This is a genomic window from Acidicapsa ligni (assembly GCF_025685655.1).
Lineage (GTDB): Bacteria > Acidobacteriota > Terriglobia > Terriglobales > Acidobacteriaceae > Acidicapsa > Acidicapsa ligni.
Map to the genome: position 1 here is coordinate 1 of NZ_JAGSYG010000007.1, position 20,744 is coordinate 20,744.

Genomic DNA, 20,744 nt, shown 5'->3' on the forward strand with positions numbered 1-20,744 from the left:
GCCATGTCCTCACACTCACCCGCCGATGCGTCGCAGAACCGCACCAGACCTGGAAATACGGGGGTAGTCCCATTCCTCACTGTCGCTGTAAACGTCACCGCCGTACCCTGAGATACACCGCTCGATGATACCGATAAAGAAATCGCCTCTGTAGAGGCATTCACCGTTTGCGTGACGCTGCTGGAAGTGACTGCACTGTAATTCGTATTGCCATTCCAGCCCGCCGTGATACTGTGAGCGCCTGGAGCAAGAGTGCTCGTGCTGAATGTCGCCGTCGTTCCACTGATCGGGCCTGTGCCGATCGAAGTTGTGCCATCATAGAACGTAATTGTTCCAATAGGCCCGCTAGAAATGGTGGCCGTAAAAGTTACCGATCCACCATACGTAGATGGTGTGCCTGAGGTCGCCACAGCCAACGTTGGCGTAGCCTCATTCACCGATTGCGTGACTGCACCAGAGGTAACTGCACTGTAATTCGCATTGCCAGCCCAACCTGCGGTAATACTGTGAAAGCCTCCAGCGAGAGTGGTAGCGGTGAATGTCGCCGTCGTTCCACTGATCGAGCCTGTGCCGATCGAGGTTGTGCCATCATAGAACGTGATTATGCCCGTAGGCCCGCTGGAAATGGTGGCCGTAAAGGTCACCGATCCACCATAGTTCGATGGCGTGCCTGAGGTCGCCACAGCCAACGTTGGCGTAGCCTCATTCACCGATTGCGTGACTGCGCCGGAGGTAACTGCACTGTAGTTTGTATTGCCAGCCCAACCTGCCGTAATACTATGAGCGCCTGCAGCGAGAGTGCTCGTACTGAATGTCGCCGTCGTTCCACTGATCGAGCCTGTGCCGATCGATGTGCCGCCATCGTAGAACGTGATTACGCCCGTAGGCCCGCTGGAAATGGTGGCCGTAAAGGTTACCGATCCACCATAGTTCGATGGCGTGCCTGAGGTCGCCACAGCCAACGTTGGCGTAGCCTCATTCACCGATTGCGTGACTGCGCCGGAGGTAACTGCACTGTAGTTTGTATTGCCAGCCCAACCTGCCGTGATACTGTGAGTGCCTGCAGCAAGAGTGCTGGTGGTAAATGTTGCCGTCGTTCCACTGATCGAGCCGGTACCGATCGATGTGCCGCCATCGTAGAACGTGATTGGCCCAGTAGGCCCGCTGGAAATAGTGGCCGTAAAGGTTACCGATCCGCCATACGTAGATGGCGTTCCCGAGGTCACCACTGCCAACGTTGGCGTAGCTTTGTTCACCAATTGCGTGACAGCGCTGGAGGTAACTGCACTGTAATTCGTATTGCCAGCCCAACCTGCCGTAATACTATGAGCGCCTGCAGCGAGAGTGCTCGTACTGAATGTCGCCGTCGTTCCACTGATCGAGCCCGTGCCGATCGATGTGCCGCCATCGTAGAACGTGATTATCCCAGTTGGCCCGCTGGAAATGGTGGCCGTGAAAGTCACCGATCCGCCATACGTAGACGGAGTACCTGAGGTCGAGACAGTAAGTGCTGGTGTCGGCTCGCTGATTATTAACGATACGATCGAACTTGTTGAAGCAGAGTAAGTCGTGCTCTGAGATGTGCCACCTAGGTACTCCGCCTGTAGCGGATGGTTTCCAATCGAAAATGTAGAAATAGTACAGGTTATGGGAGCGCGGCTCGAGTCTAGCTGTCCGCTGCAAATGGTGAACCCGTTATCCGTTATGTTGACCTGTCCGACCGGTGTCGTTCCAACGGAAGCCGTGATCGTGATTGGAGTGCCATATCCAGCCGATGCAGAGGATAACGTTAGAGCCGTTTGCGTTGGTTGAGTGGATTGGGCGCGCAGGGGCGAGACCGAAACCAGAAGCAGGACTATCAGCCAGGACAGATGAATGGTAGCAAGTGGTAAATAACGAAGAAAAGCAAACCAGCTATCGCCGCATGTCACCGGAATCACAGACTCGTAATTCTGGTCCACGCTCGATACTTTCGCAATGGACTTGTAATTAACGACTTCTAACGCGTCTTTCTTCTTCATTTTGTCTGCTCGGCCCCGATAATCGTTATTGTTGCGGAACCACCAGTCCGATTTGCGAGCGGACCTGCTGTGTCTGTCTCGCAAGTTCTTCGCAATCGACTGTCGTAGCTTCTGCTAAGAGTCAGATTGCTGCCGAGCGTAGCATTCAGTAATCCACCAAATGCAGCGTAGGAATACCTTTGGCCACAGGGACCGGAGGATGGTGACTGAGCGGAGAAGATAGAGGATGGATGCAACAAGCTATCGTTCCAGCTACTCTTGACTGATAATAAGCGATCTGCGCCATCATAACTGCTGGTAAATGAAAGAAGAGCATTCAATCCGGGAGTCGTCGTAATCCCGTTAGTGTAATAAGTCAGATTTCCTGCTAGATCGAATTTTGCTTGAGACGAATATGGCTTTAAACTCGCGCAATTGGAAGGAGTGCACTGTTGTTCCGAAATTGCCTGGCCCATAGGGTTATAGGCAAGAATTGAGTGGAGGGAGCGGTAGTTACCAGCAGTGGGGGCGGAACTACATGCTGTTGCTGAATTACCCTGCGTCCAGGAGTTAGTCAACCTGCCAACGAGATTGAGCGATTTTCCGCTCGCTAGGGGAGAAGTATCGTACTGGAAGCACGATATCGGCGTCTTACTTGCGTCGTTTATATAAACTTTGGAGATGATCCTGTTCAGTGCGTCGTATCCATAGTTGGTGGTAATGTTGCGCGTATCCGTTTTCGATTGCAAGTTCCCGTTTGCATCATAGCTGTAACCAACCGTACCAGGGATATATGCTCCTGTCGTTGTTAGGGGACAGGGCGCACTAGGGTTAGAACTATTAGAGTACTCAGGATTAGACGCGCAGAGCAGCCTTGATAGACTGTCGTAATTGAATGTACGGACGCGAGCAATACTCCCATTGGCACCATGTTGCGTTACGGATAAAAGATTGTTCAGTGTATTGTAGGTATAGTCCGTCTCCAGCGGCGGTGATGGAGGACTCGGCTCAAGGACTTGTGTCAAGTCGCCAAAGGCGTCGTATGTTCTTTTCCACTGATTACCGTTTTCGTCCTGATATATGACGGTGTTTCCGTTATAAGTCCACATTTGCTTACTCAAGCCGTCTGAGTCAAGCTGGCTGGCCTTACGGCCTAATGCGTCATAGTTGTACGTGGTGAGGTTAACGGAATCAGTAGAGGCGTGCGGGTTTGAAACGGTATGGACATTCCCCAAACCATCATAAGTTGTATCGACGGTTATATCGACGTGGTCTGCGCCTTGTGCAGCCGATGTCAGGTTAGTACTTGTCACGTGCCCCATGCCATCCATGGCTGAAACACTGGTTCCAATAATCCCGGCAGTATTCACAGTCTGTATGGTAGTAACGCTGGGATTCGGAGCCGCATCATCATACTTATACATTGTCGTGGGCCGCTGCCCAGAATTGTTAGGATCCGGGGGGCCTTGAATCTCTTTCAGCCGTTTTAATGGATCATTGTAGATGTAGTTGGTTGTTTGCGTATTTTCATCAGTACTGGACGTGAGCTCACCAGTCACATAGTCGTATGAATAGCTGGAAGTATGAGAAGTTCCATTCGTGGATGGCTTAGTGATAGTCGTTACATAGGCGTTTGAAGTAGTCGTCGCATTCTCTACAACTGGGTAGTCGCTATAGGAGTAAGTGGTTGTATGGTTCGTATCTGTCATTGAACTGCAAGTAACGTTTCCACATGGATCTGTTTCGGAAATAACCTGCCCCGTCTCATCGTAAGAAAATGATGTTGCTATAGAGCTGGTAGGGCTAGACCATTTAACGAGCTTTGTGAGATTTCCTCGCCCGATTAACGGCATAGATAAGCTATGTGTGGGAGGAGTAGGTCCATAATTGGATTCGTCATGCGTGCCAGTTGGAAGAGGAAGGGGACTTGCAACGGCCGACGTCAAAACTGGATTCGAGTCTAGACATAAAGCCTGATTGTCGTAGTAGGCATCAGTCTCAGCTACAGGATTACCTTGGCCATCATATGTGATCGTTTGACAAGGGCCGACTATGCCTACAGATTGAGCATTCTGGGCGCTTGCACAAGGCTGTTGAGGGTTTGTTTGAAAACTGATAGGTGGCGTGAATTGACACGGCTCCTGAAAGGCGTAATAAATTGAGGTGGTCTTCCGGAATAAATTTCCATCATAACCATATTCATCCTGTTCGTGTAGAAGTTGCGGAAACCCACTTGGATCTGGCAATCCGCTTGGGCTTACGCCGGCTAGGCTATTGGCTTCAGAACAATCGCCCCCCATATAGCAGTATGTTGTTATCGAGGTTGCACTAGGATTATTGTTCCACTCTGTCGTTTGGCTTCTCATTTCAAATTGATCAGCCCAAGACTCTGTTACAGCTTTCAATAACTTTACTTGTCCCCAATCGAAGTACTTGATTGTCTTTTCTACAGGAAGCTGGGCTCTCCGCTGCCCCCCACTATTTGGAGATTGAAGTTGATACACGGATCCGTAAGAATAGTCTGTTTCAGATGCAAGCCCCGTTATATTATCCGTCGTTGTAATTTTTGTTGTTTTGCTCGTCCAAAGTCCGGTACTGTCATCCCAGCCTGTTGTGTATGAAAATACCTGTGTCTGGGCCGGTGACGTAGAACTGTCGTAACCGACTTCTCGTCCTGTAATCACTGGAGTTTGATATTCAAAATTACATCCTCCGCTATATGGAGAGGAACCTGAAACTAAAGCATCGTAAGTCGCTATCGTAGACATATTAGGGCTTAGCCCCCATGTATAAGAAACCCATCCTCCATTAGGATAAGTAATTTTACTAATAAGCCCATATATGTTGTTGTATTCAAAGGTGTAGGCTTGGCCATTTGGAAGAGTAAGCGTATTGAAAAGCCCTGATGTGGACCCAATGCCTCCCAGGCCGAACTCACAAGAGGCGCCACTCGGAAATGGAATGGGATATATCTGCTTATAGCCTACAGAAAATTTTGCGTCAGTAGTTCCATTAAAACCGAGGGTATAGGTCAATCCACCAACTGTATAGCTGCTAGATAGACCAAAATAGGCGCCCGTAGATGATGTAATACCTCCGGCCGATATATGCCGTCCTAAAGTATCTACAATAGGGAGTCCTGCGGGTATGCTATCGCTAGGAATTGTGAACTGAATCACGTTACCATTACGATCTTGAATCTTTGCTGGAAATATTACTTCAACTTCGGGAGTTGTAGAACTTGGATTTACCCATACTGACTTGGTATTCGCCGGAAATGAATAGATGGTCCCACTTATGTCTGTAACTGTAAATGCAGGAAATGCTGACATACAGTCGCTCGGATAGACTTCATTGTAAGCATCTCCATCACAGATAGCATCCATTTGAGCATAAACTTGATCATCTCCACCGGTAGGGAAGGCCCTATAAAAATAGGACCCGGACCCATAGGGGACATTGGAACACCCAGCCTGTGGCACGGGCGTCGAATTAAAGTCAGAAGGAGGGCCAATAGCAGCGAGACCAAGTTGGTGCGATGCTCCAGTAGGATCATAAAAATTGTAAGACGATGTCATCGGGCACAATGGTCCATTTCCATAATAGGGCCCCTCGTTTATGGGAATAGCAAAATAAGTTATCGTTGCATAAGGAAGCGTATCGCTCCACCCTCCAAAGCTCCTGTTGGTGTTAAATTCGTCTTGAGAAGTGCCTGGTTGGAGTGATATTGGGTTATACATTTCGCCCGAATTGTAAGTTATTGAGAGTGGAAGTGTAAGTCCACGTCCTTTCGGAGTTGGCAAATCAATCTTTATACTTAAGGTTCCGTTGGCCGGGTTCACTGTCTCGGCCAATCCGTGAATATAATCATGGCCAGAGCCCGGAAGGGGTCGAGATACTTGGTCGCCAAGTGAAATGACTTGCGAGTAGGCGATTGTGTAAGTCATCAGCAAAACGACAAGAGTTAGTGGAAACTGCAAATTCCTAGCAGACAATAAGCGATGCATGCTTCTTCTGTAAGAGATTAAAATTGACACATGAACTCCCGACTCGCAGTTATCTTTTCAAATGAAACAACACATTTTACGCTGAGATGATTAGAGAAAATATTGCATGGTTGACCACTAGAGTCTGTTATGAACTTTGGTTGAGAGTATTAGCGAGATTTCTGAGCATGAGGGCGGGGAAGGCGAGCAGGTGTAGTACTTTGAGTGTGGTGTCGAGCCTTTCGTAGTCTCTTGCGAGTCGTCGGAATCGAGCGGCCCATGCGAAGGATCTCTCTACCACCCATCGGCGCGGCGGGAGGACGAATCCCCATTTGGCCATGGGATGCTTGACGACTTCGAGCCGCAGGCCGTACTGCTGTGCGGCTTCGGTCGCGTTGGGACCGGTATAGCCCTGATCCACAAAGGCTAATTCCACCGAGTTGCGGGTTACCTGCTGTATTTCTTCGGGGAGAGCTGCGACCTGCTCGCGGTCGCCGTCTGAGGCCGGGGTCACTGTCAGCGCCAGCAGGTGGCCAAGCGTGTCGACCGCGATATGCACTTTTGATCCCTTCCTGCGCTTGGTTCCGTCATAGCCCGCCCGCCCACCAAACTTCGGCGTCGACTGCAAGGTGCGGCTGTCAATGTAGACCGTCGTCGGCTGCCCCTTGCGTCCGGCCCACTCCCGCACCAGAGAACGAGTATCCTCCACCAGAATCTCGAAACAACCCCATTTCAGCCAACGCTGCATCTGCTGAAACACTGCATACCAGGGCGGCATATCGTTCGACAGAAATCGCCACTGACCGCCCGTTCGCGCCACATACCGCACAGCGTTAAACACGGACCGAAGATGGTACTTCCGCTGCAAACTGTCCTCCCGGCAAAGCAAAAGATACGACAGCACAAATCCCCACTCCTCATCCGTCACATCGCTCGGATAACCAACCTGCCCCTTCAGACTCATCCTTCCATACTCAACAAAACTCAAACCGCCGCAAAGTTCCTAAACAGGTTCAAAGTTCATAACGGACTCTAGGCTTCCGAGTAGGACAAAAGCCACAACCAGGACTTTGGAGCGTTTGAGCAAAGCTAAAAGAGAGCGACCATAATCCAGCCGAGGCACAACTATACGCATGATTATCCCCAAGACAAAACTAAAAGTATTGCAGTGAGAGCAGTCTAACCCGAAGACAAAAACGAAAGCAACCCTCGAAAAAGAATTGTCAGTAAAAGTAGTTATACGTTTTTATCCCAAGAGACATATGTTAAGGTTTTTCACTTCCCATGTTTCCATTAGTGGCAGCACACATAGCTGAGCCCTTGCAGGTTGGTCTGCCTGGCGTTTTTTGTACCAGTTTGCGTGATAGAGACTTGGTACAAGGAGCTTGATATGCCGAAGGGCAAGAAGCATACGGCGGAGCAGGTAGTGAACCTGCTGCGACAGATTGAAGTGGCTGTAGCGAACGGGAAGACGACGGTTCAGGCGTGTAAGGAAGCGCTGATCACGGAGCAGACGTACTACCGTTGGCGCCGTGAGTACGGCGGGTTGCAGATAGACCAGGCGAAGCGGTTGAAGGAGCTTGAGCAGGAGAACGCGAAGCTGAAGCGTCTGGTGGCGAACCTGAGCCTGGATAATCTTGTGTTGAAGGACTTCGCCTCGGGAAACTTCTAAGCCCGGAGTGTCGTCGTGGCGCTGTGGAGCATGCGCGGCAGAAGCATGGGATCACGGAGCGTCGAGCGTGCTGGCTGGCAGGCCAGCCGCGCGGCACGCAGCGTTATCGACCAACGCAACGGGCGGACGAGAACAAGCTGACGCAGGCGATCGTAACGCTGGCCGGCCAGTATGGCCGCTACGGCTATCGTCGCATCACGGCTCTGCTGGTGCATGCGGGCTGGCGCGTGGGCAAGGACCGCGTGGAACGGATCTGGCGTCGCGAGGTCTGAAGGTACCGCAGAAGCAGAAGTCACGCGGCCGTCTGTGGTTCAACGATGGCTCGTGCGTGCGGCTACGGCCGACGCACCGCAACCATGTGTGGAGCTACGACTTCGTGAGCGTACGCACGCATGACGGCAGGATGGCACGGACGTTGAACCTGATCGATGAGCACACGCGCGAAGCCCTCCTCGTGCGCGTTGAGCGGCGTTGGTCGAGTGCGAAGGTAATCGAAGCGCTTGCCGACGTGATGGTGGTCAAGGGTGTGCCGGAACATCTGAGATCGGACAACGGGCCCGAGTTCATAGCACATGACCTGCGCAAATGGCTGGCGGATACAGGAGCAAAGACGATGTACATCGAGCCTGGCTCGCCGTGGGAGAACGGCTACTGCGAGAGCTTCAACTCGAAGATGCGAGACGAGTTCCTCAATGGAGAGATCTTCTACTCGATAAAGGAACTGCGTGTGCTGGCCGAACGCTGGCGCAACCACTACAACACCGCCAGACCGCACTCGTCGCTAGGTTACAGACCGCCGGCGCCAGAGGCGTGGTTGGCAGCAACTGTTCGGCGGCAGGAGGAGCCGGTCGCTTCGCTCCCGGCTCCTCTTGCCGCTATGTCCTGCATCGACCTGAACTCAGAAATTGCTGCGCTACACTAACAATCCAACTGGTACAAAAGATCGGTCAGGCCAGTATTCGTTCACATCCGACTTCAATTTTGAATGCACAGCGAGTGCGGCAGCAAGACCCAGTAGACCCAGCGGCCCAAGTGCCAAGAGGTAGTAATACTTCTTTTTGGCTGCAGCCTCTTTGCTCTGGACATCATTAAGAGTAGCCTGCAACTGAGAGTTCTCGTTCGCTAGCCTAGATTCAATCACCGACAACTTGCTGATGCAGTCAGGAAGTCCAGCCGACAATGTGCCGACTTGATTTGTGAGCGCGGATATCGACCCCTTCAAGTCGGTTGTTTTATTTTTCAAGAGGTCTATTATCGGCTGGAGCTCTACCAAAGACGCTTTCTTCGAAACAAGTGATTCGAGTTCTTTCAACTGTGGATTCGAAATTTGCACGTATGCAACCACTTGATTTTGCATTGCCAGAATTGGTGGGAACATTCCAGAAATCGTGGTGGAAACCAGACTCTGCACTGAGTGGGCGTCAGACGGAAGGTCATTAAGCGCGTCGATTTGTTGCTGGATGGCCTTCAAATTCGAAGTGGCTTGTGAAAGTGTTCCGTTCATATTACTCCTTTGAAAATAACTTTGGTTGCAAGCTGTTAATTGTTGCTGATCCGTTGCTCAATGTTAGACAGGTACCCCACTTTCCTTGAGGTCAATTCTGAAGTATTAAGCAGCGTGAGGCGCTTAAGCTGCCACGCTTCGTTGAGCGCGGCCACGAGTGCATCCCCTACAGTCTGCCCCGAAGCTGCCTTTATCACCGCCACACCCTCCATCTGGGCCTTTATTGTGCTGATATCGCTGAGCACCGTTTGCACTTCCGTATTAGCTACTGCCAAAAATAATGTACGAACCTGATCGGCATTTTGTATGCCATTGTTCAAGTCACTTATAAAACTTTCCAAGTCACTTCCGAGGAAGTTCCACGCATTCTTCATGGCTGTAGCTGCATTAATCGCGCTACTCAACTGGCCGGATAGGCTATGGTAGCTGCTGCTGAGTCCCAATGCTAATTTGACTTCCTCCTTCAGCGAGGCCTCCGCTCTTAAAAACGATGCTTTCTGATCGAGAAGACTTTTCAACATGACTGCAGAAGCCACTTCACCGCCAACACCCGTCGCCACAACTCCCACTCCAGCTAGAACTAGAGGTGTTGAAGCGCCTGCAGTGACAAAATCAGCGATGCCACCGACCACAATCATGAACGCCCCGCCGGCGATTGTAAGACCGCTCACGACCGTGCCTGCGATTGCGCCGTCTATTTGCCCCTGGATAGACTTGAGTTGAACGTCGTCGGATGCGAGAACTCCGTTATCACCGTTGACAGCCGCGTTTAGTTCGCTCACTACCGTCGCAAAGTCCGCAGCATCGGATGAGAGCGAGGCGTGCAGGGTCTGTAAAGAGGTCAGTACGTTGCTGGCATCAGCTTCATATGCAGTAGCCTGCGCACTGAGAATACCTAGAGTATCTGTCCATTGAGCCGTGGTTGAACCCGCAGGGAGAGACATTGGAACAGTGTTGTTGAGTGCATAATAGTTGCCAATTGCCGAAATGTTCTCGATAATGCTGGGCTGAATAGTATTCAAGTAATTGTTTGCATGGTCTTGGGCTTTGAGCAACCCTGTATTGATTTGAGCCTGATAGGCCTGCAATGTTGGATCGCCAGTGAAATCAACCTGCGGCTGTTCTAAGACACTATTAGCGTATCCCTGAATAAGCAGTGCTTGACCGGCTTGAGCGGTATTAGCGGAATTGATGGCTTGTGCTGCAGCTGATGGGTTCGACATAAGTCTCCTGAGAATTCCGTGTGAAAGTTTCGCTGATTTATATCGTCGTTCGATGATTATCGGTGGACGGGGGATGGTCGTGGCCTCTGCTTCAAGCCCCAAGAAAATGGTGTTGTCTGAGTCGTTTCGAGGCCCCCAGTGCTTGGCTTGTTATAACTGTGCCAGAGTGGGTGTCGTAGCGGAAGACTACAGCGGTAGATAAATCTGTTCATTAGCGATCAAGAATTACGGTGTACCCTCCGAGCATTTGGGAGCTGACGGCTGTAGCCATGGCGTTGGACTAGCCTGTAGATGGTCGATAAGGAATAAGCATGTCCAGCTAAGTGTTCATAGGCCGCTCTGAGCGCTTTAACATTTATTGAACCCTCGCTTCGAGCGCGGGCAGAAAAGGCTTTCAACAACTCGCGTTCCCACATGAGAGGGATGTTGAAATGCCTGCGACCGCCTAGTGGCGGACGAAACAATGCTTGCACGCCTATCCTTCGGAAAAGACAGTGGTAATTACGAACCGATCCGGTCGACCAGCCTATTATTTGGGCGATGTCGCCGTATGGCATTCGATAGCCGTGGCGTAGAAGAATACTTTGCGCTCTGATAAGGGTGGTTCGAGAATCAGTCTCGCTTATCAGGGTGATGAGGTAACGACAGATATCTTCCGTGGATTTCAACTCCAATTGGGTGTCCATGTTACAGGGTGTCCTCAGTTGATAGCTATGGACGTTACCAGCGCCGGACAAATGGCATACGTAGATGTCATGATAGGCGACGCATATGTCGGACTACATGGACGTGAGTTTTGGATAAGCGTTGCGACTATTAGGCGAGCGGAGCAGAACGAAGGTAGATGGCCGTGCATCTGATTCATACCGATGAGGGTCTGGTGCAAATCGGTCTCGGAGTCGAGTAGATTGGCCTTTCAGGAAGTTGAGGAGCGAGTATGGGCAAGCTGGGCAGCATGGAAGAGATGTTCGTAGCTCGGCACTTCGACCATGAGGTGATCATTCTGTGTGTGCGTTGGTACCTCCGTTTCAAGCTCAGCTATCGTGATCTGGTCGAGATGATGGCGGAACGCAACCTTGACCTTGCTCATACGACGATCCTGCGCTGGGTTCGGTGCTATGCACCAGAGTTCATCAAGCGCTGGAACCGGTTCGGCAAGGCCGCCGGCCGGTCCTGGCGAGTTGACGAAACCTATATCAAGGTCCGAAGTCAGTGGACTTAACTGTATCGAGCAGTAGACAAGGTCGGGCAGACTGTCGACTTCCGCCTCAGCAAGAGAAGGGATGTCGGAGCGGCGAAGGCTTTCTTTCAGAAGGCGATTCGACATGACAGTCGGCCGCCACACACAATCACCCTGGATGGCTATGCCGCCACCCATCGCGCAGTGCGCGAAATGCAGATCGATGGCCTGCTCCTTGGACGGACAAGGTTACGGTCGTCAAAGTATCTGAATAATCTCATCGAACAGGACCACCGCAGCATCAAGTCCAGAACCCACCCCATGCTCGGATTCAAGAGCTTCTCCTCTGCCGCAAGCACCATTGCCGGAGTGGACCTGCCTCGTCGCATTCAAAAGGAGCAATTCTCCCTCAGCCGCCTCCGCCTCAAAGACCAGGCTGGACCTGCACTCTGGAATGCAGTGCTCGCCGCTTGATTTGGACACCGCTGGCAGAAGAACTGAAACCATCGGAAAATTTGCACCAGAGCCTGTTGGAGCTCGGCCGCGGATTCGCTTTCGTCGGCAGTCAGGTGCCGCTTCCGGTTGGAGACGGATGTTCTATCTCGACCTGCTCTTTTATCACGTCCGCCTCCATTGCTACTTTGTAATCGAGCTCTTATGTGGCCGGCCACATAATAATTCTTCTGTGGCGCAGCCAGTTATGTGGCGTTCAGCTAAGCAGGCAGCCATTGTCGCGCTGCTGTTGTATTTGAACGCCACATAATCTGGTTGCCGCAGACTAAGGAGCCCCGATCCACCGACTCAGGTAGCTCAACTATATTCGGAACCGTTCTTTCACTCTACAAGGAAGAGGTTCCGAAAATGTTCGATCAACTCTTTGAACGATCCCATGCGTTGCGTCGCCAGTGCTCTGCACCCTTGGCCGACGAACGTCGCCGTTACGTTCTCCACTGCATTGGGCTAGGAATGGCGAGGAGTACCGTTAGGCTCATTGCCGTACTTCTCATAACCGTCGAGAAACTCCTGAACTTGGCCAAGCGACCCAACTCCATCATCAGCCTGCAGGAGATCGAAGAGGCTGGAGCACGCTGTGCCAGTCGGGAAGCTGTGCCACCCATTAGGGTCCGCCCGGAGCTCTCGAGGCAGCGATTCATTCGTGAAGCTGTTCGGTGGCTGAGCTTTATGGAGCGCATTCAGACCCCTAGCAAACTTACAAAACCGTATGAAGCCAGGATGCTTGAGTTCGCCGATTTCATGCTTCACGAACGAGGACTATCGGTGGCGACAGTTGAGCTACGCTGGTTGCTCAAGTACAACTTCAGCGTCGCCGTCGCAATAGGTTATATCGCGCTCTTTGGCATCGCGGTAGAGACTGGAGTAGTCATGGTCGTCTACCTCCATGAAGCACTCGAAAGCAGAAAACAAGCTGGAAGGCCATTGACGAATCAGGACGTGCAGGATGCTGCCATCGAGGGCGCTGTCCATCGTCTCCGGCCAAAGCTCATGACCGTCTGTGCGGTCCTTGCCAGCTTGGTTCCTATCCTCTGGGAATCCGGCATCGGCTCCGATGTGATGAAACCCATTGCCGCACCCATCGTTGGGGGCATGATTACCTCAACAATCCATGTCTTGATTTTGGTGCCCGTTCCTTCGTCATGATGAAGGAACGGGCATTGAAGCGCGGCACGCTTGTTTCCCGAACTCCGACAGAATCACTCGCGCAGCATCCAACTCCGCAGTAGACGCAGGAGGTATCGAACCTTTGAAACGCGCCAAGGAAAGATGATGGTTGCAGGCCGGAGTTGATTAGAAAGGTTTTATGGTTGCGAAGGCAGGATTTGGACCTGCAGGGCCAACCGCTCATAGGCAGAGGTAACGCTCGGCGTCCTGATTCTGTATAAAGTTTCTAAGCCGCAAAACTGACGCAATAGCGAGAGTTGAGTGCTGTGGAGGATCGAGCATACACGTAGCGCGATTTTCGGGAGGCAGTACATTCCTCCCATGTTTTAGGCACAATTTGTACGTGATTTGTACCAAATTTGTACGGAAGATCTGCAAATGGTAAATCATGACAGATTTGAAGGTAGTAGAGTCAATAAGTTACGTGTTTTGCCCTGGGAGAGCCTGACCGACTCCACTACCTCCCCAAAACAGAAGAGCAAATCTGCCGCTTAGAACAACGCCAAAAGTGTCTTGCAGGTTTTGCAGAAGATTTGCAGAACCAAGCCGCTTTTTAGGCGATTTTTGCCAATTCAGCGCATAACCATTCCTGCTAGAATCCTGCAAGTGGGCTCGATTGAAAGAGATAGAAAGATTCAATCGATTTTAGCAGGTTTTGCAGAGGAATATTAGTCGCGAGGCTTTTGCGTGTCTGACCCGGCAATTTTTCCCCTTTATTCACGAGGGTTCTAAAGCTTAATGAAAATACGTTTGTGGTAAAACGCCCACAGAATGACGCCGATTAGCAGCGTAAAAAGTAAGGCATACACCAGTGATGCGCTCCACGGATCGAGAAATGTGGCGAACGCCTGAAAGATTACGCCAGGAATGGTCATTAGGCTGCCCGTAGAATCATGAAATTTAACCAGCCCAATCATGGGATTGAGGATGTTCGCCAGTGCGAAACCAAGAATTGCGTTTGATCCAAAAATGAGTGAGGGGGCCAGTCCTTTACGCCACCCTTTCAGATCGATGAGCCAGTGCAGCAGTGCCAGCGCCAAAAAGCTGAAGCCACCACTAAAAAGCACAAAACTGGGCGTCCAGATTTTCTTGTTAATCGGAATAAGCGGATTCAACGCGATGGCGATCAGCATCAGTGCTACGCCCAAAACCACCATGCCCACGACTTTGCGGCTTGCTGAATTTGCCTTTAGACTGGGGCTTCGGAGCCACTCCCCAGCGAGAATGCCAAGCAGCAGATTGGCCATCGCAGGTAACGTTGTGAGCAGGCCTTCGGGGTCCCACACTTGACCGGGTCCACCCCAGTGCCAGAGATGTTTCGTCGTAAAAACCGCTCGGTCTAAATACGCGCTAAGTGTGCCTACCGGATCAAGCCGTCCTGCTCCGTAACCAGGAACTGGCATCAGAGTCTGAAGCATCCAGTACACCGCTGGCAATAGGACTACCACGGTGATAAGCATGCCCATGCGACGAACGGGCCGACAGCCAGAAATGAAAAGATATAAGAGGCCGCCGAGAAGATAACAGAGGCCTATCCGCTGTAATACGCCGGGAATTCTGAGGTCAGGTAGTTGAAAAAGGTCAAAGCAATTGAGAAATAAACCAATGAAAATCAGCAACACGCTTCGCTGAACGATGTGTATGCAAGTTTTGGCTGGAGTTTCGCCCTGGTTGCGGCGCTTTATAAAGGAAAAGGTCATCGATATGCCGACCAGGAATAAGAAGGACGGAAAAATCATGTCCGTCGGAGTCAAACCATTCCAGTCAGCATGCTTCAGCGGCCAGTAAACGTAGCTCCAGGAACCGGCGTTGGTGACAAGCACCATTCCGGCCACCAGCAGACCTCGAAAAACGTCCAAAGAAATCAGTCTTCGCGAGGAGGGTTGCGTGTGTTCTGAAGCAGACGATTGCGCGGCAACCTGCGTGGTAGACATAGGCTGGAATGTCCTCAGGCAGATCACTTTAACATCAAAAAACATCCATGCGCAATCGCTTGCGCAAAGGAAGTACAAATTTTAAAATCCACAGAATCCTGGTCAGCCAAGCGTGCGAAAAGCTAGTGAACGACTCCGACATCCTGCCGCGGCCAGTACACGAATTCCGCCTTGCCGTAGATGAGGTCCTTCCTGACCGGGCCGAATTCCCTGCTGTCACTGGAGATCGAACGATGATCGCCCATCACAAAGTATTCGCCTGCAGGGACAATCATGGGATCGAGTGATCGGTTGTCGTGAAATTCTTCGGGCACATACGGCTCACTTAGCAACTTGTCATTTACGTAGACCTGACCACGATCGATCGACAAGCGATCTCCTGAAACGGCAATCACCCGCTTGATATAACTTTTACTCAAATCGCGGGGATAGCGGAACACCACGACATCGCCGTGCTCAATCGCTTCGAAGTGATAAACGAACTTGTTGATGAACAACCGGTCCTGATCAACAAGCCGCGGCAACATGCTGGTACCTTCCACGCGAACCGGCTGATAGAGGAAGGTAATGATCATCACAGAAGCGGCAGAGGAGATGAGTAAATCCCGCATCCACAGTTTCCAGCCAGAGACGCGGCTTGGCGGATTTGGCGAAGGGAGGTTCGCGGGATGTCCATCGTGAGAATCGGAGAGCTGCTGAGCAGGCCCAGCCTGAGGTTCATCGTTCATATCTATCTACCAGATTACTCGCAACCTCACTGACATCCCAAACTTCCGGGAGGGCATAGCAAATAGGCGCGAGGAATCACCGGCTTATTCAGCGGCCGCTGCTGATTGCCTGTCGGTACGAAACCAGGAGTCTGCGCCCCTTCAGGAACGCTGGTTGCAAGATTCTGTTGCTCCAATATCAGCGGTCGTTGAAGCATCATCTCCACGGGAGTCCCATTCTCGATGTTGATGTCGTCTCCTCGGGTAAACAACGCTACAGCCGCGCCCACCGCTGCCCCACCCAGACTTCCAATCGCCAGTCCTTCCAACGGATGGCCGGTTGCAGCTCCGCCGATTGTCCCAATTCCTGCGCCTTCCAACCCGATTTTGGCTGCGTTACCCACGTCGCGTCCCTTGTTGCCGTTCTCCTGGATATTTCCTTCACCATTAACCGTTTGTTTGCTCGCCCCCGGCAGGCTGTTGATGATCCCCGGAATTTCGACTACAGTGCCGTTCGGAAAGATAATCGACGTGAAATGCATATTTAGCTGCGCCCGGCCCTTCACGCGACCTCCGCGTATCACGTTATCGACTACGCCCTGAACATATACTCCCGCCGGGATCATGACCCGGGTACCGACAACTACAGGAAAAGTTGATTCCAGGTAGACGCCGTCGCCGGGCTTGGCGCTCTTGGTATTAATGGCGCTCCGCAGTTGGAGCAGCACTTTTGTTCCTGCGGGCACGGTATAGGTTGGCTTGGGTGGGGTAACTGAGCGGGCGCTGGAATCAATCGTCTGCCTCGCCTGAACTCCAGAAAACGGAACTCCCGAAACAGGATCCGTGGCAACGGGTGCAGCTACCGAGTCCGCTGCATCTGAATTCACAGACGTCTGACCCCAACTGGTAACCGCCAAGCTGAGCATTGCGAAGGTTGCGGCAAAGGTTGCAAACGCCATTGTGACTTGTCTTGGTCTAAGCACTTCTTCCTCCACCTTGAAAAAACCTTCAGAGGATGCAATTTTACTTACATTTGTAGACAAGACGAAAGAAGCGCGGAATAGCAGCTAAAAAATCCCGCCAGAAAAGAAAATTCGGAGCTTGCACAGCCTTGACGTAGGATTCGGGTTAGGATGCCAGAGATAGATGAGTTTCGTTCCCCATCCCGAACGGTCGGCCAACGAACCGGACTCCCGCTTCTCTGAAGCCTACTCCGTTCTGCATCAGGCCATCTCCGACCACGCCTTTCCTGGTTGCGCTTTCGGGCTGCTGCTCGATGGACAAGTTCTTTTTGCAGACGCGCTGGGGCGGTTTACATACGAATCCGACTCGCCGTCAGTAATGCCCACAACCCGATACGACATCGCGAGCCTCACAAAAGTTGTGTCCACAACGGCGATGGCTATGCTGCTGTATCAACGCGGACAACTCGATCTCGATATGCCAGTAGGCGAAGTTCTTCCTGGCTTCATCATTGGCCGTGATGCTGTCCAACATGGACGAAACGTCACCATTCGCCACCTGCTGGCACACAGCTCGGGGCTGCCCGGTTATGTTCCGCTTTTTCATACGGCGACGACGCCCTACGCGGTTCTACGCGGCTGTCTTGAGCTTCCTATCGAGGCCGAGCCTGGAACGCGTGCGGAATACAGCGACCCGGGCTTCATCCTATTAGGTAAGGCTCTCGAAACGATTGTTCGCGAGCCGATTGCGAGTTGGGTGACGCGTGAAATTTTCTCGCCGCTGGCGATGACCGCAACAACCTTTTGTCCACCGTCAGCCTTACGAGCGGAGATTCCACCGACCGAAGACGATGAACTTTTTCGCCAGCGCGTGATTCAAGGCGAGGTTCAGGACGAGCATGCATTTCTTCTGCATGGAGCGGCGGGGCACGCAGGCATCTTCTCCAATATTCCGGATCTGCTTCGCTTTTCTACCGCCATACTGACGTCTGGAACAAATAGTCTTTTTCTTCCGGCAACGATTGAACTTTTCTCGCAACGCCAGCCGCCGCCTGGAAGTTCCCGCGCGCTTGGCTGGGACACTCCTTCAGAAGAGTCTTCCTCTGGCCAATATTTCAGCAGGCAATCGATTGGGCATCTCGGGTACTCTGGTTGTTCTTTATGGATCGATCTTTCTGCCAAACTAGCAATCGTTTTGCTTACCAATCGAACCTGGCCGCATCGTGAATCTCAGTTAATTCGTTCGGTACGTCCGGTGTTTCACGACGCAGTTCGAAAGGCCCTGTATAAACCTCTATAGCAACGAGTTCCCGCACTTATAGCGACTCTGCCGGGGAAGATTAACTATACTAATTCCGTTCTGCAAACAGTCACAATTCGCTCACACGAATAGCGTGATATGGGGCTACAATGAGATGTTAGGGACATATCAACGATGCTCACCAGCTTGACGACGCAAGAGACGGCCGGTACGACTGATAAGCCGAAGAAAGAGCCTGCAGCCCAGCTTCATCAGCTCACTACGGAGAGCCAGAATGAAGCCTCACAGGGCTTGGATACAAAGTCCGCACTTGAAATTGCGCGGATCATCAACCATGAAGACTCGAAAGTTGCCGGCGCTGTCAAAAAAGCCCTGCCGGAAATCGCCCAGGTAATCGATCAGGTAGCTCGCAGTCTCAGGGATGGAGGCCGACTTATTTACATCGGCGCCGGTTCCAGCGGTCGCATTGCTGCGCTCGATTCTTCTGAATGTCCGCCGAATTATTCCATTGCTCCGGGACAGGTACAGTACATCATGGCTGGCGGTCCCAAAGCATTGGCGTCCGCAGTTGAAGTCAATGAAGACTCGGAAGAGCTGGGCCAGCGAGACATTGCCCGGCGACGTCCCACGCGCAAAGATGTTGTGATCGGATTATCTGCTTCCGGACGCACTCCTTATGTGGTTGCAGCAGTTGCCTACGCTCGTGCACGTGGCGCACGGACGGCGGCTGTTACTTGCAATTTCGATACTCCGCTGGCCGCTGCGGCTGATATCGCGATAGTCGCTGAAGTTGGTCCTGAGGTTATTTCTGGTTCGACTCGCATGAAGGCGGGTTCTGCTCAGAAGATGATTCTCAACATGATTACGACAGGTACGATGACGCGTCTGGGTTATGTGTACGAAAACCTGATGGTCAACGTTCACATGCAAAACTCCAAGCTGGTTGAACGCGGCATTGGTATTCTCATGCGGGCTTGCGGAATTGACCGCGAGACAGCGGTGAACACCATCAAGAGCGCAGGCCGCAGCGTTCCTGTAGCGCTGGTAATGCTCAAGGCAAAGGTTGACAAGCCAGAGGCTGTTCGCCGCCTAGCCAAATCAGACGGCAATGTCCGTCTGGCAATCGAAGATACTGTTCTCGAACTATAAGTACCTCGCATCCCCGATCAGCTTCGTCAAAAGGGCACCACAAGTCATTCTGTGGGTGCCCTTTCTTACGCTTACTCCAATCAATCTTATTTTTTCTCGATATTGCATTACCACTCCAGATACCACCGAGGATTAACCCTCCAGTGCGGCTTTACACTGGATACTCAGGAGTCGTTCATTTTTATGGATAAATTCGTAGTACGAGGCGGCAATCCGCTCGTTGGCACAATTCGGGTCTCTGGTGCAAAGAACTCAGCGCTGCCTTGTATGGCCGCAGCTATTCTCACCGAAGACGAGGTTACTCTCGAGAATATTCCCCAGGTGCAGGACATCGAGACAGAGCGGAAACTTCTTGCCTCAATGGGCGCGGAAGTCGAACTCGGCTATGGGCGCGCCCAACATCGTACGACGATCAGTTGCAAAACTCTTTCCGACCCTGTTGCCAAGTATGAAATCGTCAAGACCATGCGCGCTAGTTCCCTGGTGCTTGGACCTCTGGTGGCTCGCTGCGGCATGGCTCGGGTTGCCATGCCCGGAGGTTGCGCGATCGGCGGTCGTCCTATCGATCTTCATTTGAAGGGCTTGGAAAAGATGGGGGCCGTCATTACCCAGGAGCACGGCTACCTCGAAGCACGCGCTGAACGGCTCAAGGGCGCGCACATCGTCTTTGACAAGATCACGGTCACGGGCACGGAAGATCTGCTAATGGCTGCTGTTTTGGCTGAAGGCGAGTCGATCTTTGAGAATTGCGCTCGCGAACCAGAAGTTACGGATCTCGCGGCAATGCTTGTAGGAATGGGTGCGCAGATCGAGGGTGCAGGAACGGCGACTATCCGCATCCATGGCGTACAAAAGCTGCATGGAGTACGCCATCGCATCAACCCAGACCGCATCGAGGCCGGAACATTCCTGGTTGCTGGTGCTATTACGCGTGGCGACCTCATCGTTGCCAATTGCAACCCAGCTCATCTAGGCGCGGTCATTGGCAAGTTGCAGGAAGCGGGAGCACGCGTGGATATTCTGAGTGCCGACACGGTCCGCGTTCGGGCTGATGGCGATCTCAAAGCTACGGATATCTCTACGCAGGAATATCCCGGCTTCCCCACCGACATGCAGGCTCAATATATGGCTCTGGCGACGCAGTGCGAAGGCGTATCCCAGGTTCGGGAAAACATCTTCGAAAACCGCTTCATGCATGTCCAGGAACTGGTCCGCATGGGCGCGAATATTGCCGTCGATGGCCGCTCCGCCACGGTTCGGGGCCGTACAGAGCTATCAGCAGCAGCCGTCATGTGTTCGGATCTGCGTGCATCGGCGTCATTGGTGCTGGCTGCATTGGTCGCCAATGGCGAGTCCATCCTGGACCGCGTGTACCACATGGACCGTGGATACGAACGCATTGAAGAAAAGCTTCGCGGAGTTGGAGCACAGATTCGACGGATGGGAGACATCTTTTCCGCTCGGGAAACCGCCGAATAGGTATCTC

General features: G+C 52.1%; 13 protein-coding genes and 2 pseudogenes. 6 read left to right on the plus strand and 9 right to left on the minus strand.

Annotated elements, in window-relative coordinates; all coding sequences use genetic code 11:
• The 3 genes from OHL19_RS19640 to OHL19_RS19650 all read right to left on the minus strand — a co-directional run.
• Positions 1–2,021, minus strand: a 2,021-nt coding sequence (locus tag OHL19_RS19640) for a beta strand repeat-containing protein (RefSeq protein ID WP_263359537.1), incomplete at its 3' end; no start/stop codon positions are given.
• Complete coding sequence (locus OHL19_RS19645) at positions 2,018–6,037, minus strand: RHS repeat domain-containing protein (RefSeq protein ID WP_263359538.1); 4,020 nt, start codon at positions 6,035–6,037, stop codon at positions 2,018–2,020. The genes OHL19_RS19640 and OHL19_RS19645, both read right to left, overlap by 4 nt.
• A gap of 97 nt (positions 6,038–6,134) precedes the next feature.
• A complete protein-coding gene (locus OHL19_RS19650; RefSeq protein WP_263359539.1) occupies positions 6,135–6,950 on the minus strand; it encodes an IS5 family transposase in 816 nt (271 codons plus the stop codon).
• 426 nt (positions 6,951–7,376) lie between these two features.
• Here OHL19_RS19650 and OHL19_RS19655 point away from each other — a divergent pair.
• Positions 7,377–8,580: pseudogene (locus OHL19_RS19655) on the plus strand (IS3 family transposase).
• Here OHL19_RS19655 and OHL19_RS19660 read toward each other — a convergent pair.
• The 3 genes from OHL19_RS19660 to OHL19_RS23170 form a co-directional block, all read right to left on the minus strand.
• Positions 8,572–9,162 (minus strand): hypothetical protein, encoded by a 591-nt coding sequence (locus OHL19_RS19660; RefSeq protein ID WP_263359540.1) that lies wholly within the window; start codon positions 9,160–9,162, stop codon positions 8,572–8,574. The pseudogene OHL19_RS19655 and the gene OHL19_RS19660 sit on opposite strands and share 9 nt — an antisense overlap.
• Before the next feature lie 35 nt (positions 9,163–9,197).
• A complete protein-coding gene (locus OHL19_RS19665) occupies positions 9,198–10,385 on the minus strand; it encodes an alpha-helical pore-forming toxin family protein (RefSeq protein ID WP_263359541.1) in 1,188 nt (395 codons plus the stop codon).
• 218 nt (positions 10,386–10,603) lie between these two features.
• Entirely contained in the window at positions 10,604–11,071 is a 468-nt protein-coding gene (locus tag OHL19_RS23170) for a winged helix-turn-helix domain-containing protein (protein ID WP_396126810.1), read from the minus strand.
• A 269-nt stretch (positions 11,072–11,340) separates the two neighbouring features.
• On the opposite strand from OHL19_RS23170, the pseudogene OHL19_RS23175 reads away from it, so the two are divergent.
• Together OHL19_RS23175 and OHL19_RS19680 are read left to right on the plus strand one after the other, a co-directional pair.
• Positions 11,341–12,039 (plus strand): annotated as a pseudogene (locus OHL19_RS23175) (IS6 family transposase).
• A gap of 759 nt (positions 12,040–12,798) precedes the next feature.
• Positions 12,799–13,224, plus strand: coding sequence for an efflux RND transporter permease subunit (locus OHL19_RS19680; protein ID WP_263359543.1), 426 nt, complete (start codon positions 12,799–12,801; stop codon positions 13,222–13,224).
• A 749-nt stretch (positions 13,225–13,973) separates the two neighbouring features.
• Here the strand turns inward: OHL19_RS19680 and OHL19_RS19685 are convergent.
• From OHL19_RS19685 to OHL19_RS19695, 3 genes are all read right to left on the minus strand, one after another.
• The gene (locus tag OHL19_RS19685; protein WP_396126811.1) at positions 13,974–15,080 is read right to left on the minus strand and encodes an acyltransferase family protein; all 1,107 of its coding nucleotides are present in this window, start codon (positions 15,078–15,080) and stop codon (positions 13,974–13,976) included.
• Positions 15,081–15,301: 221 nt separating this feature from the next.
• Entirely contained in the window at positions 15,302–15,907 is a 606-nt protein-coding gene (lepB, locus tag OHL19_RS19690; RefSeq protein ID WP_317890598.1) for a signal peptidase I, read from the minus strand.
• Positions 15,908–15,933: 26 nt separating this feature from the next.
• On the minus strand, positions 15,934–16,869 hold the full coding sequence (locus OHL19_RS19695) for a TrbI/VirB10 family protein (RefSeq protein WP_263359545.1): 936 nt from the start codon (positions 16,867–16,869) through the stop codon (positions 15,934–15,936).
• A 163-nt stretch (positions 16,870–17,032) separates the two neighbouring features.
• On the opposite strand from OHL19_RS19695, the gene OHL19_RS19700 reads away from it, so the two are divergent.
• The 3 genes from OHL19_RS19700 to murA all read left to right on the plus strand — a co-directional run bounded on the left by OHL19_RS19700 (position 17,033) and on the right by murA (position 20,737).
• Positions 17,033–18,148 carry a serine hydrolase domain-containing protein gene (locus OHL19_RS19700; protein ID WP_263359546.1) on the plus strand — a complete coding sequence of 372 codons (1,116 nt, stop codon included), beginning with the start codon at positions 17,033–17,035 and terminating at the stop codon, positions 18,146–18,148.
• 135 nt (positions 18,149–18,283) lie between these two features.
• Positions 18,284–19,258 (plus strand): N-acetylmuramic acid 6-phosphate etherase, encoded by a 975-nt coding sequence (murQ, locus tag OHL19_RS19705; protein WP_263359547.1) that lies wholly within the window; start codon positions 18,284–18,286, stop codon positions 19,256–19,258.
• 183 nt (positions 19,259–19,441) lie between these two features.
• Positions 19,442–20,737, plus strand: a complete 1,296-nt coding sequence (murA, locus tag OHL19_RS19710; RefSeq protein WP_263359548.1) for a UDP-N-acetylglucosamine 1-carboxyvinyltransferase — start codon at positions 19,442–19,444, stop codon at positions 20,735–20,737.
• Positions 20,738–20,744 lie beyond the last annotated feature (7 nt).

Excerpts from the sequence above, each read along its gene's own strand:
- OHL19_RS19650 (WP_263359539.1), bottom strand. The coding sequence starts at position 6,950 with ATGAGTCTGAAGGGGCAGGTTGGTTATCCGAGCGATGTGACGGATGAG.
- OHL19_RS19660 (WP_263359540.1), bottom strand. The coding sequence starts at position 9,162 with ATGAACGGAACACTTTCACAAGCCACTTCGAATTTGAAGGCCATCCAG.
- OHL19_RS19665 (WP_263359541.1), bottom strand. The coding sequence starts at position 10,385 with ATGTCGAACCCATCAGCTGCAGCACAAGCCATCAATTCCGCTAATACC.
- OHL19_RS23170 (WP_396126810.1), bottom strand. The coding sequence starts at position 11,071 with ATGGACACCCAATTGGAGTTGAAATCCACGGAAGATATCTGTCGTTAC.
- OHL19_RS19680 (WP_263359543.1), top strand. The coding sequence starts at position 12,799 with ATGCTTGAGTTCGCCGATTTCATGCTTCACGAACGAGGACTATCGGTG.
- lepB (WP_317890598.1), bottom strand. The coding sequence starts at position 15,907 with ATGAACGATGAACCTCAGGCTGGGCCTGCTCAGCAGCTCTCCGATTCT.
- OHL19_RS19700 (WP_263359546.1), top strand. The coding sequence starts at position 17,033 with ATGAGTTTCGTTCCCCATCCCGAACGGTCGGCCAACGAACCGGACTCC.
- murQ (WP_263359547.1), top strand. The coding sequence starts at position 18,284 with ATGCTCACCAGCTTGACGACGCAAGAGACGGCCGGTACGACTGATAAG.
- murA (WP_263359548.1), top strand. The coding sequence starts at position 19,442 with ATGGATAAATTCGTAGTACGAGGCGGCAATCCGCTCGTTGGCACAATT.